This window comes from Streptomyces sp. NPDC041191 (assembly GCF_055591945.1).
In genome coordinates, this window is sequence record NZ_JBVIZC010000002.1 from 243,365 (window position 1) to 258,223 (window position 14,859).

The 14,859-nt window shown below is 73.2% G+C and carries 18 protein-coding genes and 3 tRNA genes; 6 read left to right on the forward strand and 15 right to left on the reverse strand.

The genetic code is table 11. The annotated features are described in order from the left end of the window. Window positions 1-8: 8 nt before the first annotated feature. The 5 genes from ACZ6AQ_RS04265 to ACZ6AQ_RS04285 all read right to left on the reverse strand — a co-directional run bounded on the left by ACZ6AQ_RS04265 (window position 9) and on the right by ACZ6AQ_RS04285 (window position 1,444). Window positions 9-437, reverse strand: a complete 429-nt coding sequence (locus tag ACZ6AQ_RS04265) for a MaoC family dehydratase (protein ID WP_121831429.1) — start codon at window positions 435-437, stop codon at window positions 9-11. Between the two features lie 2 nt (window positions 438-439). Beyond that, window positions 440-892, reverse strand: a complete 453-nt coding sequence (locus ACZ6AQ_RS04270) for an FAS1-like dehydratase domain-containing protein (RefSeq protein WP_468757327.1) — start codon at window positions 890-892, stop codon at window positions 440-442. 109 nt (window positions 893-1,001) lie between these two features. Further along, window positions 1,002-1,166: a 50S ribosomal protein L33 gene (rpmG, locus tag ACZ6AQ_RS04275; RefSeq protein WP_003956487.1), complete on the reverse strand. Its 165-nt coding sequence runs from the start codon at window positions 1,164-1,166 to the stop codon at window positions 1,002-1,004. An 89-nt stretch (window positions 1,167-1,255) separates the two neighbouring features. Then, window positions 1,256-1,328: transfer RNA gene (locus ACZ6AQ_RS04280), tRNA-Met, on the reverse strand. A gap of 43 nt (window positions 1,329-1,371) precedes the next feature. Next, window positions 1,372-1,444: transfer RNA gene (locus ACZ6AQ_RS04285), tRNA-Thr, on the reverse strand. A 205-nt stretch (window positions 1,445-1,649) separates the two neighbouring features. Here ACZ6AQ_RS04285 and ACZ6AQ_RS04290 point away from each other — a divergent pair. Next, window positions 1,650-2,936 carry an amidohydrolase family protein gene (locus ACZ6AQ_RS04290; protein ID WP_468757329.1) on the forward strand — a complete coding sequence of 429 codons (1,287 nt, stop codon included), beginning with the start codon at window positions 1,650-1,652 and terminating at the stop codon, window positions 2,934-2,936. Between the two features lie 2 nt (window positions 2,937-2,938). After that, window positions 2,939-3,595, forward strand: a complete 657-nt coding sequence (locus tag ACZ6AQ_RS04295; RefSeq protein ID WP_468757331.1) for an SDR family oxidoreductase — start codon at window positions 2,939-2,941, stop codon at window positions 3,593-3,595. An 80-nt stretch (window positions 3,596-3,675) separates the two neighbouring features. Here the strand turns inward: ACZ6AQ_RS04295 and ACZ6AQ_RS04300 are convergent. Then, window positions 3,676-3,757: transfer RNA gene (locus ACZ6AQ_RS04300), tRNA-Tyr, on the reverse strand. 173 nt (window positions 3,758-3,930) lie between these two features. On the opposite strand from ACZ6AQ_RS04300, the gene ACZ6AQ_RS04305 reads away from it, so the two are divergent. The 4 genes from ACZ6AQ_RS04305 to ACZ6AQ_RS04320 all read left to right on the forward strand — a co-directional run bounded on the left by ACZ6AQ_RS04305 (window position 3,931) and on the right by ACZ6AQ_RS04320 (window position 6,221). Beyond that, window positions 3,931-4,422: a YajQ family cyclic di-GMP-binding protein gene (locus ACZ6AQ_RS04305; RefSeq protein ID WP_388688099.1), complete on the forward strand. Its 492-nt coding sequence runs from the start codon at window positions 3,931-3,933 to the stop codon at window positions 4,420-4,422. Window positions 4,423-4,515: 93 nt separating this feature from the next. Then, window positions 4,516-5,010 carry a methylated-DNA--[protein]-cysteine S-methyltransferase gene (locus ACZ6AQ_RS04310; RefSeq protein WP_468757332.1) on the forward strand — a complete coding sequence of 165 codons (495 nt, stop codon included), beginning with the start codon at window positions 4,516-4,518 and terminating at the stop codon, window positions 5,008-5,010. Then, a complete protein-coding gene (locus ACZ6AQ_RS04315; protein WP_468757334.1) occupies window positions 5,007-5,660 on the forward strand; it encodes an alpha-ketoglutarate-dependent dioxygenase AlkB family protein in 654 nt (217 codons plus the stop codon). Before ACZ6AQ_RS04310 ends, ACZ6AQ_RS04315 begins: the two co-directional genes overlap by 4 nt. A gap of 144 nt (window positions 5,661-5,804) precedes the next feature. Further along, window positions 5,805-6,221, forward strand: coding sequence for a GNAT family N-acetyltransferase (locus tag ACZ6AQ_RS04320; protein WP_468757336.1), 417 nt, complete (start codon window positions 5,805-5,807; stop codon window positions 6,219-6,221). 73 nt (window positions 6,222-6,294) lie between these two features. Here ACZ6AQ_RS04320 and ACZ6AQ_RS04325 read toward each other — a convergent pair whose 3' ends face one another. From ACZ6AQ_RS04325 to ACZ6AQ_RS04365, 9 genes are all read right to left on the reverse strand, one after another. Further along, the gene (locus tag ACZ6AQ_RS04325; RefSeq protein WP_468757338.1) at window positions 6,295-6,702 is read right to left on the reverse strand and encodes a YccF domain-containing protein; all 408 of its coding nucleotides are present in this window, start codon (window positions 6,700-6,702) and stop codon (window positions 6,295-6,297) included. Continuing rightward, a complete protein-coding gene (htpX, locus tag ACZ6AQ_RS04330; RefSeq protein ID WP_468757340.1) occupies window positions 6,699-7,562 on the reverse strand; it encodes a zinc metalloprotease HtpX in 864 nt (287 codons plus the stop codon). The genes ACZ6AQ_RS04325 and htpX overlap by 4 nt, the downstream gene beginning before the upstream one ends. Before the next feature lie 174 nt (window positions 7,563-7,736). Then, the gene (locus tag ACZ6AQ_RS04335; RefSeq protein ID WP_468757341.1) at window positions 7,737-8,192 is read right to left on the reverse strand and encodes a large conductance mechanosensitive channel protein MscL; all 456 of its coding nucleotides are present in this window, start codon (window positions 8,190-8,192) and stop codon (window positions 7,737-7,739) included. Between the two features lie 43 nt (window positions 8,193-8,235). Then, window positions 8,236-9,771, reverse strand: a complete 1,536-nt coding sequence (locus tag ACZ6AQ_RS04340; RefSeq protein WP_468757343.1) for an NADH-quinone oxidoreductase subunit N — start codon at window positions 9,769-9,771, stop codon at window positions 8,236-8,238. Then, window positions 9,768-11,321, reverse strand: a complete 1,554-nt coding sequence (locus tag ACZ6AQ_RS04345) for a complex I subunit 4 family protein (protein ID WP_468757844.1) — start codon at window positions 11,319-11,321, stop codon at window positions 9,768-9,770. Before ACZ6AQ_RS04345 ends, ACZ6AQ_RS04340 begins: the two co-directional genes overlap by 4 nt. A gap of 27 nt (window positions 11,322-11,348) precedes the next feature. Next, entirely contained in the window at window positions 11,349-13,325 is a 1,977-nt protein-coding gene (locus tag ACZ6AQ_RS04350; protein WP_468757345.1) for an NADH-quinone oxidoreductase subunit 5 family protein, read from the reverse strand. Further along, window positions 13,322-13,696 (reverse strand): NADH-quinone oxidoreductase subunit NuoK, encoded by a 375-nt coding sequence (nuoK, locus tag ACZ6AQ_RS04355; RefSeq protein WP_468757347.1) that lies wholly within the window; start codon window positions 13,694-13,696, stop codon window positions 13,322-13,324. The genes ACZ6AQ_RS04350 and nuoK overlap by 4 nt, the downstream gene beginning before the upstream one ends. Further along, window positions 13,696-14,292, reverse strand: coding sequence for an NADH-quinone oxidoreductase subunit J family protein (locus ACZ6AQ_RS04360; RefSeq protein ID WP_468757349.1), 597 nt, complete (start codon window positions 14,290-14,292; stop codon window positions 13,696-13,698). The genes nuoK and ACZ6AQ_RS04360 overlap by 1 nt, the downstream gene beginning before the upstream one ends. Beyond that, entirely contained in the window at window positions 14,289-14,858 is a 570-nt protein-coding gene (locus tag ACZ6AQ_RS04365) for a NuoI/complex I 23 kDa subunit family protein (protein ID WP_388688128.1), read from the reverse strand. The genes ACZ6AQ_RS04360 and ACZ6AQ_RS04365 overlap by 4 nt, the downstream gene beginning before the upstream one ends. Between the last annotated feature and the right edge of the window lies 1 nt (window position 14,859).

Sequence of the window (14,859 nt, forward strand, 5' to 3'; positions counted from 1 at the left end):
GGAACGTCTCAGGCGAGCCGCACCACGGCCCGGCTCATCCCCAGCACCTTCTGGCCGGCACTGGTCGCGGTGAGGTCCACCCGCACCAGGCCGTCGTCCAGCTTGGCGGCGACCTTGGCGGCGACCTCGATCAGGGCGCCGGTGTCGTCGTTGGGGACGACGACGGGCTTGGTGAAGCGGACGCCGTACTCCACGACGGCGGCGGGGTCGCCGGCCCAGTCGGTGACGACGCGGATCGCCTCGGCCATGGTGAACATGCCGTGGGCGATGACGTCGGGGAGGCCGACCCCGACCGCGAACTTCTCGTTCCAGTGGATGGGGTTGAAGTCCCCGGAGGCCCCGGCGTACCGGACGAGGGTGGCGCGGGTCACGGGGAAGGTCTGCGCGGGCAGTTCGGTGCCGACCTCGACCTCGTCGTAGGCGATCTTCGCGGTCATGGTCAGACCCCCTCGGGCGCGCGGGAGACGAGCTTGGTCCAGGCGGTCACGACGTGCTCGCCGGTCTCGTCGTGGACCTCGCCGCGGATGTCCAGGACGTCGTTGCCGGCGAGGGACTTGATCCCCTCGATGGTCGAGGTGACCGAGAGCCGGTCCCCGGCCCGTACGGGGCGGGTGTACGCGAACTTCTGGTCACCGTGCACGACCCGGCTGTAGTCGAGGCCGAGCTGCGGGTCCTCGACGACCTGTCCGGCCGCCTTGAACGTGATGGCGAACACGAAGGTGGGCGGGGCGATCACGTCGGGGTGGCCCAGCGCCTTCGCCGCCTCCCGGTCGGTGTAGGCGGGGTTGGCGTCCCCGATCGCCTCGGCGAACTCGCGGATCTTCTCGCGGCCGACCTCGTAGGGCGGGGTGGGCGGATAGGTCCGGCCCACGAAGGACTGGTCGAGCGCCATGGACTCGCTACCTCCTGCTGGATCTCTGGAACTGGTGCCGATGAAACCACGGTGGACAAACGACACGAGGCCGCCCCCTGGTGGGGACGGCCTCGTGTACGAGCCTGAATCAGCGCGTCTCGCGGTGCGCGGTGTGCGAGTTGCAGCGGGGGCAGTGCTTCTTCATCTCAAGACGGTCCGGGTTGTTACGCCGGTTCTTCTTGGTGATGTAGTTCCGCTCCTTGCACTCCACGCAGGCCAGCGTGATCTTCGGGCGGACGTCGGTGGCAGCCACGTGAGTGCTCCTTGGACGGACGGTGGGACGGGTGAACGCATAAAAGGGTAGCCGATCGAAGGACCGACCCCACAATCGGCTACCGTGTGTAGCGGTGACCGGACTTGAACCGGTGACACAGCGATTATGAGCCGCTTGCTCTACCGACTGAGCTACACCGCTTTGATGATCCGGAGCCCGTCCGAAGACGGGTCCTTCTCACCAGAGCCCCAATACGGAATCGAACCGTAGACCTTCTCCTTACCATGGAGACGCTCTACCGACTGAGCTATTGGGGCGAGCGAGGAAGACATTACACGCTCCCCGGCCCATCCCCCAAATCCGTTTCCCCGGGCCCGCCCGGGTGCCCCCACCAGGCGTCCCGTACGCCACACGTGCCCTCATCGGGACGTCCGTCGCGCTTCTCCGCGAAGGCCGTTCCGGGCGCCCCTAGGCTCGGCCCACGCCGCGTGATCTTGATGCCGAGGAGCGCCGAGGAGCCCGATGCCGGCCGACAGCAAGCAGTCCCCGCCGCCCGGGGAGGGGCCCGGAGCCGCCGGCGGCCCGGTCCCGCTCCTGCTCTCGCACGCGCGCCTCACGGACGGGCGGACCGTGGACGTACGGCTCGCCGGCGGGCGGATCGAGGCGGTCGGCACCGCCGGCAGCCTCGCCCCCGCCGGCCCGGGCGCCCGGGTCGACCTCAGCGGCTATCTGCTGCTGCCCGCCCCGGCGGAGCCCCACGCCCACGCCGACACCGCGCTCTCCGCCGACTCCCCCGGCCCCCTCTCGTACGCCTCCGACGAGGTGCGGCGCCGGGCCACGGAGGCCGCGCTGCTCCAGCTCGGGCACGGCGCGACCGCGCTCCGCGCGCACGTGGGGATCGGGGGTGCCCGCGGGCTCGGCCCCCTGGAAGGGGTGCTCGGGGCCCGGCGTTCGCTGCGCGGGCTCTGCGAGCTGGCCGCCGTCGCCGTGCCCGGTCCGCTCACCGGGGTGGCGGGCGCGGACGGACGCGCGCTGCTGCGGGACGCGGTGCGGACGGGCGCGGACGCGGTCGGCGGCCGTCCGGACCTCGATCCGGACCCGGCGGGGTACGCGGAGGCGGTCCTGGAGGTGGCGGCGGAGCACGGCGTACCGGTGGACCTGCACACCGACGGGGACGATCCGGCGTGGCTCGCCCGGTTCGCGGCGATGGCCGGGGGGCTGCGGTCCGGGGTGACGGTCGGGCCGTGCGCGGGGCTCGGGCGGCTCCCTCCCGACGTGGCGGGCCGGGCGGCGGACCGGCTGGCGGCGGCCGGGGTGGCGGTGGTGTGCCTGCCGCAGGGCGGCTGCGCGGGGGCGGGGGCGCGGGGCGGGGCGCCGGCGCGGCTGCTGCGGTCGGCCGGGGTGCGGCTCGCGGCCGGGAGCGGGGCGCTGCGGGACGCGGCCAACCCGGTGGGGCGCGGGGACCCGCTGGAGGCGGCGTACCTCCTCGCCTCCCTGGGCGGCTTCTCCCCGGGGGAGGCGTACGGGGCGGTGGGCGCGGGGGCGCGGGCGGTGCTCGGGCTGCCGGAGGTACGGGTGGAGGCGGGCTTCCCGGCGGAGCTGCTGGCGGTGCGGGGCACGCGTCTCGCGGGCGTGCTGTCCCTCGCGTACAGCCGGATCGTGGTGCACCGGGGACGGGTGGTGGCGCGGACGAGCGCGGTGCGGGAGTACTGCGACTCGGCGGCGGCGCCCGGCCTGCCGCGGCAGGCGCGCCCCGGGCGGCCGCCCGGACCGGGAAGCCCTCCGGCCGGTCCCGTCGTACGGTCGTGAGTATGCGCATCGTCATCGCTGGAGGACACGGACAGATCGCCCTGCGCCTGGAGAGGCTGCTCTCGGCGGGCGGACACGAACCGGTGGGGATCGTCCGCCGGCCGGAACAGGCGGACGACCTGCGGGAGGCGGGTGCCGAGCCCGTCGTCCTGGACCTGGAGTCGGCGTCGGCCGAGGAGGTCGCGGACGTCCTGCGGGGCGCCGACGCGGCCGTCTTCGCCGCGGGCGCGGGCGCGGGGAGCGGCGCGGACCGCAAGGAGACGGTGGACCGGGGCGCCGCGGTGCTCTTCGCGGACGCGGCGGAGCTGGCGGGGGTGCGGCGGTACGTCGTCGTCTCCTCGATGGGCGCGGACGCGTCCCACCCGGGGGACGGGGTCTTCGACGCGTACCTGCGGGCCAAGGGCGCGGCGGACGACGAGATCCGCTCCCGTACGGCCCTGGACTGGACGATCCTGCGCCCCGGCGCCCTCACGGACGACGCGGGCACGGGCCTGGTCCGCCTGGAGGCCCGCACCGGCCGGGGGCAGGTCCCCCGGGACGACGTGGCCGCGGTCCTCGCGGAACTCCTGGAGACCCCGGCGACCGCCGGCCTCACCCTGGAACTGGTCACGGGGACGGTCCCGGCCGCGGTCGCGGTGCGGACGGTGGCCGGGAACTGACCCCGGCGGGAGCCGCAGGACCGGAGAAGGAAGAACGAAGAAGGTCCCCGGTGCGAACACCGGGGACCTTCAACATCGCGTGGCGGCGCCAGGATTCGAACCTGGGTAGGCTAAGCCGACGGATTTACAGTCCGCTCCCATTGGCCACTCGGGCACACCGCCATGGGATCGTCGCCCGTCGGACCCGCCTTCCGGCGTTTCTCCCTGGCAACGACGTAAACAATACCCGATCCCCGGGGGTGGTCCGCCACCGGGTTGATCAGCGGTTCGGGCCGTGACTCACCCCCTAGGCTTTGCGCTGTACCCCACAGCATCCGAGCAAGGAGCCACGAGTCATGGCCGACTCCAGTTTCGACATCGTCTCCAAGGTCGAGCGGCAGGAGGTCGACAACGCCCTCAACCAGGCCGTCAAGGAGATCTCGCAGCGCTACGACTTCAAGGGAACCAACGCCTCGATCTCCTGGTCGGGCGAGAAGATCCTCATGCAGGCGAACGGCGAGGAGCGCGTCCTGGCGATCCTCGACATCTTCCAGTCCAAGCTGATCAAGCGCGGGATCTCGCTCAAGTCGCTGGACGTCGAGGGCGAGCCGCAGCTGTCCGGCAAGGAGTACAAGCTCTTCGCGTCGGTCACCGAGGGCATCTCGCAGGAGAACGCCAAGAAGGTCGCGAAGACCATCCGGGACGAGGGCCCCAAGGGCGTCAAGGCCCAGGTGCAGGGCGACGAGCTGCGGGTCAGCTCCAAGAGCCGGGACGACCTCCAGGCCGTGCAGGCGCTCCTCAAGGGCAAGGACTTCGACTTCGCGATCCAGTTCGTGAACTACCGCTAGACGTCGAGGGCCGTGTCCGAATCCCGCCAGCCCTCCCGCCGGCGGCCCCGCACACTGGGTCGTGGAAGACCCGTACGGGGAGAGGAACCAGTCATGACCGTGTACGCGTACGTCGACGGCCCCCTGGGCGAGATGCTGCTCGTCGGGCAGCTCGTCCCCGGGGGCCGTACCGTGGTGCGCTCGCTGTCCCTGCCGGGGCAGAAGGGCGCCGTCGTGGTCGGGGACGGCTGGACGCGCGCGCCCGGCGCCTTCGAGGAGGCCGCCGGGCAGCTGCGCGAGTACTTCGCCGGTGAACGGGACCGGTTCGACCTGCCGTACGCCGCGAGCGGTACGGAGTTCCAGCGGCGCGTCTGGGCGGCCCTGGAGGAGATCCCGTACGGGACGACCGTCTCGTACGGGGAGATCGCCCGGCGGGTCGGGTCCCCCGGCGCCGGGGTGCGGGCCGTGGGCACCGCGATCGGGCGCAACCCGCTGCTCGTGGTGCGGCCCTGTCACCGGGTGATCGGGGCCGACGGGGCACTGCGCGGGTACGCGGCCGGGCTCGACCGCAAGGAGCGGCTGCTGGGCCTGGAGGGGGTCCTCGTGTGAGCGAGGGGCTGTTTCCGCGCGAGCGGACCGAGGTGGCGCCCGGTGCCGTGCACGTGCCCGGGTGGCTGCCGTTCTCGCGGCAGCGGGAGCTGGTGGACGCCTGCCGGGCGTGGGGGCGCGGGCCGGTGCCCTACCGGCACACCGTGCTGCCGGGCGGGGGCGTCATGTCGGTGCGGTCGCTGTGCCTGGGCCGGCGGTGGGTGCCGTACCGGTATCTCGACGCCGTCGGGGAACCGCTGCCGGACTGGCTGGTCGCGCTCGGGCGGGAGGCCGTCGCCGACGCCTGCGGGGAGCACGGCGGCTTCGCGCCGGACACCGCCCTGGTGAACTTCTACGCGCCCGGGGCGCACATGGGGATGCACCAGGACCGGGAGGAGCGCTCCGGGGCGCCGGTGGTGTCGCTGAGCCTCGGGGACCGGTGCGTGTTCCGCTTCGGGAACGAGGAGAACCGGGGGCGCCCGTACCGGGACGTCGAGCTGGCCTCCGGGGACCTGTTCGTCTTCGGCGGTCCGTCGCGGTGGGCGCACCACGGGGTGCCCCGGGTGTTCCCGGGGACGGCCGAGCCCGCCCTCGGGCTGAGGGGGCGGCTCAACATCACCCTGCGGGAGACCGGGCTCCGGTACGGCGCCGGGCGGCGTCCGCCCCGCTGACGGCCCGGCGGTGGCCGGGCGGGAAATCCGTGGTGCGGCGGTCGCGCGGATCTCGGAGTGGGCGCGGGGCACGGCCCCGGGGGCGGGGGTTCCGGCGGGAAGAAATCCGGTGTCCTCCGCACCGGGACCTGTCAGGATTCCCGCATGGAGATCCGCCGTGTCACCCGGGCCGAGGACGTCCAGAACGCCGGCCACTTGTTCGATTCGCGTCCCCGGCCGGAGGCGACCGAGCGGTTCCTCGCGGACGGGCGCCACCACCTCCTGATCGCCTCCGTGGACGGCGTCCCGGCCGGGATGGTCACCGGCGTCGAGATGACGCACCCGGACAAGGGCACCGAGATGTTCCTGTACGAGCTGGGCGTGGACGAGCCGTTCCGCGGGAACGGCGTCGGCCGGGCCCTGACGTCGGCGCTCGCGGACCTGGCGCGCGAACGCGGCTGCTACGGCATGTGGGTGGTCACGGACGAGGACAACGCGGCGGCACGGGCGACGTACGGCCGCGCCGGGGGCGTTCCGGAAGACGGGCAGGTGGCGCTCGTCTGGACCTTCGACCGGACGTAGGCCCCGGGGCGCGGTCGCGCGGGATGGGTACCGGCCGGGGGCACGCCGGCCGGTGGGGGCCGGCGGCGGCCCCTCAGTAGCCCTGCGGGACGCGGACGCCCGTGGCGTGGTCCGTGGAGACGATCTCCTTGCCCAGGGGCAGCAGCGAGACCGGGATCAGCTTGAAGTTCGCGATGCCGAGCGGAATGCCGATGATCGTGAGGCAGAGGACGATGCCGGTGGTGATGTGGCCGAGCGCCAGCCACCAGCCGGCGAGGACCAGCCACAGGACGTTGCCCACGCAGGAGGGGGCGCCCGCGTCGCGGCGGTCGACGACCGTCTTGCCGAAGGGCCACAGGGCGTAGGCCCCGATGCGGAAGGCGGCGAGCCCGAAGGGGATGCCGATGACCGTGACGCAGAGCAGGACGCCCGCGAGCAGGTAGCCGAGGAACATCCAGAAGCCGCACAGGACCAGCCATATGACGTTCAGGATCGTTTTCACGGGCGTCGGCCTGCCATCTCTTCGAGCCGGGCGATGCGCTCGGCCATCGGCGGGTGGGTGGAGAACATCCGGGAGAGGCCCTGGCCGGGGCGGAACGGGTTCGCGATCATCATGTGGCTCGCGGTCTCGATCCGGGGCTCGGGCGGCAGCGGGAGCTGCTTGGTGCCCGCCTCCAGCTTCCGCAGGGCGCCCGCCAGGGCGAGCGGGTCGCCGGTGAGCTGGGCGCCGGAGGCGTCGGCCTCGTACTCGCGGGAGCGGGAGACGGCGAGCTGGATGACCGAGGCGGCGATCGGGCCGAGGATCATGATCAGCAGCATGCCGAGCAGTCCGGGGCCCTCGTCGTCGTTGGAGCGGCCGACCGGGATCAGCCAGGCGAAGTTGACCAGGAACATGATCACGGAGGCGAGCGCGCCCGCGACCGAGGAGATGAGGATGTCCCGGTTGTAGACGTGGCTCAGCTCGTGGCCGATGACTCCGCGCAGCTCCCGCTCGTCCAGCAGGGCGAGGATGCCCTCGGTGCAGCACACGGCGGCGTTGCGCGGGTTGCGGCCGGTCGCGAAGGCGTTGGGCGCCCGGGTCGGCGAGATGTAGAGCCGGGGCATGGGCCGGCGCGCCTGCGTGGAGAGCTCGCGCACCATCCGGTAGAGCGCGGGCGCCTCGAACTCGCTGACCGGGCGGGCGCGCATGGCCCGCAGCGCCAGCTTGTCGCTGTTCCAGTACGCGTACGCGTTGGTGCCGAGCGCCACGACGAGCGCGACGAGCAGCCCCGTACGGCCGAAGAAGCTGCCGATGACGATGATGAGGGCCGAGAGCCCTCCGAGGAGTACGGCGGTCCTCAGCCCGTTGTGCCGGCGGTGCACGGTACGCCCTCCAGGTGGTGCGGCAGGGGAACCCTTCTCTTCGCGGTGGTCCTCCCCCGGATTTCGTCCGGGAGGGACCCCCACGTCCAGTGGACCCTCCCGTACTGGTCAACGCCAGGCGGGGGGCCCGGGTTCCCCGGCCGCGCCGGGGCCGGCCGTGGGCCGTTCGGGTGATCAGCGGGGCGCCGGGACCTCGATCTTCTCCAGGATGCCGGCGGCGGGCTCGACCTCGCCGGTGCAGTGGGCGCAGCGGGAGGCGATGGCCGGGATCTCGCTGTAGCAGTGGGGGCAGTCCCGCTTCTCCGACTTGGGGTCGGCGGCCTTCTCCTTGGCGAACCTGTGCTGGATCTTCGTCATCGGGACGACGATCAGGAAGTAGAGCACCGCCGCTGTGATGACGAAGGCGATGGTCACGGAGATGGCCAGGCCGTAGGGGAAGACGGTCCTGCCGATGCTGAACGTCGCGTCGTTGAAGTTGCCGACGGTGCCGGTGGCGAGGCCGATGAGCGGGGTGATGAACGCCTTGCTGAACCCCGTGACGACGGAGGTGAACGCCGTTCCGACGGCCAGACCGATGGCCATCGAGATGACGTTCCCGCGAAGTATGAAGTCCTTGAATCCGTTCAGCACGGGGTTCTGCTCCTCGGTGACTCTGGATGCCGTGTCGTGGGGTCTAGAAGAGGCTGTTCGCCGCGAAGCGGAGCGCGAACTGCGGATAGCCCGACAGGACGGCCCCGGCGACGGCGGTCAGCGCGATGGCCGCGGTGAGCGGCGCGGGGACCCGGTGGGGGGCGGCCGTCTCCCGGCCCGTCGCCGGCACCGCGGCCGAGCCCGCCGGCTCTTCTTCCGGGGTCCGGAAGAGCAGGGCCGTCCAGCGCAGGTAGTAGTACAGCGCGATCACGACGTTGAGCGCCATGACCACGGCCAGCCAGCCCAGACCCGCGTCGACGGCCGACGAGAAGACGGTCACCTTGGCGAAGAGGCCGATGACGCCCGGGGGCAGACCGGCCAGGTTCAGGAGGAAGAACCCGAGCGCGAGGGCCGCCGCGGGGCGCGTGGCGTACAGGCCCCGGTAGTCCTCGATCCGGTTCCGGGGGCGCCCGCGCGCGACGAGCACGACGACCGCGAAGGCGCCGAGGTTCACGACGGCGTACATCAGGGCGTACGCGACGGTGGCGCCGATCTGGTCGTCGCCGGAGTACGCGGCGGCGGCGATCGGCACCAGGAGGTAGCCGGCCTGGGCGACGGAGGACCAGGCGAGGAGCCGGACCGCGCTCCACGCGCGCGTGGTGGCCTGGCGGAGGGCCGCGACGTTCCCGGCGGTCATGGTGAGCGCGGCGAGGACGGCGAGCGCCGGGCCCCACACGTCCGCGTACGACGGGAAGGCGACGACCGTCACCAGGATCAGCCCGGTGAAGCCGACGGCCTTGCCGACCACGGAGAGGTAGGCGGCGACGGGCAGCGGGGCGCCGACGTAGGTGTCGGGGACCCAGAAGTGGAAGGGCACGGCGGCCGTCTTGAAGGCGAAGCCGACGAGGGTGAGGGCGACGCCCGCCTCGGCGAGGGTCTGGAGCTGCCCGGGGACGTCACCGAGGCGGTGGGCGATCTCCGTGAGGTGGAGGGTGCCGGTCGCCGCGTACACGAAGCTCGCGCCGAGCAGGGTGACGGCGGTCGCGGTGACGGAGGAGAGGAAGAACTTGAGGGCGGCCTCGCCGGACATGCGGTCGCCGCGCTTGAGGCCGACGAGCGCGAAGGCGGGCAGGGAGGCCACCTCCAGCGCGACGACGAGGGTGGCGAGGTCCCGGGAGGCGGGCAGCAGGGCCGCGCCGGCGGCCGAGGAGAGCAGCAGGAACCAGTACTCGCCGGCCGGGAGCCCCTCGCGGGTCGCGTCCAGGGAGAGCAGCGCGGTGAGGAGCGCGCCGCCGAGGACGAGGAGCTGGACGACGAGGGTGAAGTGGTCGGCGGTGTAGCTGCACGCCTCGACCCGCGTGTCGGGGGTGAGGCAGAAGGTGGAGCGGTCGCCGGACCGCAGCGGCAGGAGGAGGGCGAGGGCGGCGGCGAGGCCGGCGGTCGCGGCCGCGCCCAGGAACCGCTTGCGCTCCTCGGGGACGAAGAGGTCGGCGACGAGGACGGCGAGCGCGACCGCGGCGGTGAGGGTCGGGGGCGCGATCGTGAGCCAGTCGACGGACTGGACGAGCGGCGACGTCACTGGGTGCCTCCGGCGAGGAGCTTCTGGACGGCCGGGTCGGTGAGGCCGAGGAGGACGGCGGGCCAGAGTCCGGCGAGGACGGTGAGGGCGACGAGCGGGGTCCAGGCGGCGAACTCGTACCCCTGGACGTCGGCGATCGCCGTCTCCCCGGCGGGGCGAGGACCGCCCATGCAGACGCGGCGGACGACGATCAGGAGGTAGGCGGCGGTGAGCAGGGTGCCGAGGGCGCCGATCGCCGTGAAGGTGAGGAAGGCGGGGCGGCTGAGGCCCGGGGCCGGGTCGAAGGAGCCGAAGAGGGCGAGCATCTCGCCCCAGAAGCCGGCGAGGCCGGGCAGGCCGAGGGAGGCGACGGCGGCGAACGCGAGGAGGGCGCCGAGGCGCGGGGCGCGGCCGTAGAGGGCGGCCCCGGTGGCGCCGGCGAGGGTGTCGAGGTCGGCGGTGCCGTACCGGTCCTTGATCGCGCCGGCCAGGAAGAAGAGCAGTCCGGTGACGAGGCCGTGGGCGATGTTGGCGAAGAGGGCGCCGTTGACGCCGGTGGGGGTCATGGTGGCGATGCCGAGGAGCACGAAGCCCATGTGGCCGACGGAGGAGTACGCGATGAGGCGCTTGAGGTCGCCCTTGTTGCCGGGCCTCGCGAGGGCGAGGCAGGCGAGCGATCCGTAGATGATCCCGGCGACGGCGAAGGCGGCGAGGTACGGGGCGAAGGTCCGCATGCCCTCGGGGGCGATCGGCAGGACGATCCGGACGAAGCCGTAGGTGCCCATCTTGAGCAGGACGCCGGCGAGGAGGACGGAGCCGACGGTCGGGGCGGCGGTGTGGGCGTCCGGGAGCCAGCTGTGCAGGGGCCACATCGGGGTCTTCACCGCGAGCCCGATCCCGATCGCGAGAACGGCGGTGACCTGCACGGACGTGCTCAGTCCACGGTTGTTGTCCGTGGCGAGCGCCACCATGTCGAACGTGCCCGCCTTCACGCCGACGAGGAGGAGTCCGAGCAGCATGACGACGGAGCCGAGGAGCGTGTAGAGGACGAACTTCGTGGCGGCGGCGCGCCTGCCCCCGCCGCCCCAGCGGGCGATGAGGAAGTACATCGGGACGAGGACCGTCTCGAAGGCCAGGAAGAAGAGGACGAGGTCGAGGACGGCGAAGGTGGCGAGGGTGCCGGACTCCAGGACGAGGAGCAGGGCGACGAAGGCCCGGGGGGAGGGCCCGTCCGGCATCCTGAAGTAGCTGTACAGGGCGCAGAGGAAGCTCAGGAGCGCGGTCAGGAGCAGGAGGGGCAGCGAGATGCCGTCGACACCGAGGTGGACGCGCACGCCCAGCGCCTTGATCCAGCTGATGTCCGTCGTGGCCTGCATCGTCGACGGGTGGTCGTGGTCGAAGCCGGCCGCGAGGACGACCGCGGCGAGCAGGATCACGCCGGTGACGGTGACGCCGTGGCGCAGGACGGCCTGGTCGGGTGACTTCCCGCGCAGTCCGGGCGGGGCGGGGAGGAGGGCGGCGGCGGCGCCGGCCAGCGGGCCGGCGACGACCAGCAGGAGGAGGAACTGCATCACGGATTCACTGATGTCGATCACGGCTCACGCTCCGGCGGCGGCGTTGGCGAGGGCGACGGCGACGATCGCCAGGACGACGGAGCCGGCGAGCAGGGCGCTCAGGTAGGTCTGGACGTTGCCGGTCTGGGCGCGGCGGACGAGCCACCCCAGGCCCCTGGCGGAGCCCGCGGCGCCCCGGACGTACGTCTCGACGACCTCGCGGTCCAGGAAGCGGACCAGGGAGGCGGCGGCGAGGACGGGACGGACGAAGGCGGCCCGGTGGACGGCGTCCAGGTGGAAGCCGTCGGCGGCCGGCCGGTACAGCGGCCCGAGGAGGGCGCGGCCGGGGTCGGCCGGGTCCTCGGCGGGGTGCGGCAGGTGCAGCGCCTCGGCCTCGACCAGGCCCGCGTCGGCGTCCGGGTGGGCGACGTGCGGGGCGGGGACGGCGGGGGCCCGGACGGCGAGCGTGCGCCAGACCGCGTAGGTGACGGCGGCTCCGGCGACGGCGAGGCCGGTGCCGAGGACGGCGGTGGCGGGGGTCGGGGTCAGCCCGTGCCCGTCGAACCAGTCGGGGAGGTACCGGACGGCCAGGCCGAAGCCGAGGGAGGGGATCGCGAGGACCCACAGGACGCTCGTCATGGCGATCGGCTGACGGGCGTGCCGGGGGGCCGGGGCGCCCCGGCCCCGGAAGGTCCGCAGCCAGAGGCGGAGCGCGTAGGCGGCGGTGAGCAGGGCGGTCAGGAGGCCCGCGACGAGGACGGTCCAGCCGGCCCCGGCGGGAGCGGCGGTCCGGTCGCCGAGCGCGGTGTGCTCGGCGGCCACCAGGACGGCCTCCTTGGAGAAGAAGCCGGCGAAGGGCGGGATCGCGGCGAGCGCGAGGAGGGCGACGGTCATCGTCCAGTACGCGTCCGGGACCCGCCGGGCGAGGCCGCTCACGCGGGACATGGCGGTGAGCGAGTTCGTGCCGGCGGCGTGGATGACCACGCCGGCGGCGAGGAAGAGGAGCGCCTTGAAGGCGGCGTGCGAGAGGAGGTGGAAGACGGCGGCCCCCCGGTCGCCGACGGCGAGGGCGCCCGCCATGTAGCCGAGCTGGCCGATCGTCGAGTAGGCGAGGACCCGCTTGATGTCGTCCTGGGCGAGCGCGGCGAGCGCCGAGCCGACCATGGTGATCGCGGCCATCACGGCGAGGACGGTCATCGCGGCGGCGGAGGCGGCGAAGACGGGCAGCAGCCGGGCCGTGAAGTAGATGCCGGCGGCGACCATCGTCGCGGCGTGGATGAGCGCGGAGACGGGGGTGGGGCCGGCCATGGCGTCCGGGAGCCAGGTGTGCAGCGGGAACTGGGCGGACTTGCCCGCGACGCCGGCGAGCAGCAGCAGCGCGATCACGGTGGGGTGGTCGAGGCCGCCGGTCGCGACGGCGCCGAGGACGCCGGTGATCCGGAAGGTGCCGGCGTCGGTGGCGAGCGCGAAGAGCCCGATGAGGAAGGGGACGTCGCCGAGTTTGGTGACGAGGAACGCCTTGAGGGAGGCGGACCGGGCCTCGGGGGTCTCCCAGTAGTGGCCGACGAGGAAGTACGAGCAGATGCCCATGACCTCCCAGCCGACCAGGAGCACCATCAGGTCGCCGGAGTAGACGACGAGGAGCATCGCGGCGGTGAAGAGGGAGACGAGCGCGGCGTACGAGGGGTAGCGGGGGTCCTCGCGGAGGTAGCCGGTCGAGTAGACCTGCACGCAGGTCGCGACCACGCCGACGAGGACGGCGACGAGGGCGGCGAAGCCGTCGACGTGCAGGGCCAGGTCGATCGGGACCGAGCCGGTGGGGGTGAGCGGGGTGGCGGCGTCGATCGCCCTCCCGCCGCCCTGGCGGACCGCCACCAGGACGGCCAGGACGGCGGCGGCGAGGGTCGGGAGGACGGCGAGCGGGCGGACGAAGCCGGGCGCGGCGCGGCCGAGGAGGAGTCCGGCGGCGGAGCCGAGGAAGGGCAGGAGGGGGACGAGGACGGCGAGGGTGGTGGTGGTCACGCGGCGGCCTCGGCCTTCTCGTCGTGCGGGCCCGCGTGCGGGGCCGTGTCCTGGTCCTGGTCCGCGTGCTCCGCCGTGTCGCGGAGGCGGTCGACGTCCGCGGTGCCGCGGGCGCGGTGGACCATCAGGACGATCGCGAGGCCGATGCCGATCTCCGCGGCGGCGACGGCGATGGTGAAGAGGGTGAGGGCCTGGCCGGCGTGGAGGGCGTCGCGGAGCCAGACGTCGAAGGCGACCAGGTTGAGGTTGACGGCGTTGAGCATCAGCTCGACGGACATCAGGACCAGGATCGCGTTGCGGCGGGCGAGGACGCCGTAGAGGCCGGTGCAGAAGAGGAGGGCGGCGAGGACGGCGGGGTGGGCGAGGTGCATCAGCGCGCGGCTCCGTCCTTCGTCGCGGTCTTCCCGGTGTCCTTCTTGCGGGAGAGGACGATCGCGCCGACCAGCGCGGCGAGCAGCAGCACCGACAGCGCCTCGAAGGGCAGGACCCAGTGCCGGAAGAGGACCGAGCCGGTGACCTCGGTGGAGCCCTGGACGGCGCCGTCCAGGTCGATCCAGGTCGTGCGGAAGGCGTCCACGACGACCCAGACGAGCGCGGCCGCGGCGGTCGCGGCGACGGCGAGGGCGACCGGCCGGTTGCCGGAGTCGGTGTCCGGGGAGCGGCCGATGGGGGCCTTGGTGAGCATGAGGCCGAAGAGGAGGAGGACGACGACGGAACCGACGTAGATCAGGACCTGGACCCAGGCGATGAACTCGGCGGTCAGGAGCAGGTACTCGACGGCGAGCCCGCCGAGGGCCACGACCAGCCAGAGGGCGGCGTGCACCAGCCGGCGGGTGGTGACGGTGACGACGGCGGCCCCGAGGGTGACGAGGCCGACGAGGAGGAAGGCGATCTCGACGCCGGTGGGCGAGAGGAAGCCGTTCCCCTGGGCGGCCTGCTGGGCCGCCCGCGCTGCTGTCAGGATCACCGCTGCTCCCCCTCGGCGGCCGCTGCCGCCGCCTTCTCCGCCGCCTTGCGCGCGGCGGCGATCTCCTTCGGTTCCTCCGCGCGCGGGTCGAGCGCGGGCGGTTCCGGGACCGTCCACATCCACGCGCGGAGCTTGTCGCGCTCGTGCGTCAGCTCGTGGATGTCGGTCTCCGCGTACTCGAACTCGGGCGACCAGAACAGCGCGTCGAAGGGGCACACCTCGATGCAGATGCCGCAGTACATGCAGAGGGCGAAGTCGATGGCGAACCGGTCGAGGACGTTCCGGCTGCGCTCGCGGCCGCCGGGGGCGGCGGGCGGCACGGTCTCCTTGTGGGAGTCGATGTAGATGCACCAGTCGGGGCACTCGCGCGCGCAGAGCATGCAGACCGTGCAGTTCTCCTCGAACAGGCCGATGACGCCCCGGGTGCGGGGCGGGAGTTCGGGCTGCGCGTCCGGGTACTGCGCGGTGACGGTCTTCCGCGTCATCGTGCGGAGGGTGACGGCGAGGCCCTTGGCGAGGCCGGAACCGGGAATGCCGGGCCGGGAGGGCGGGAGAAGAGGGGGCATG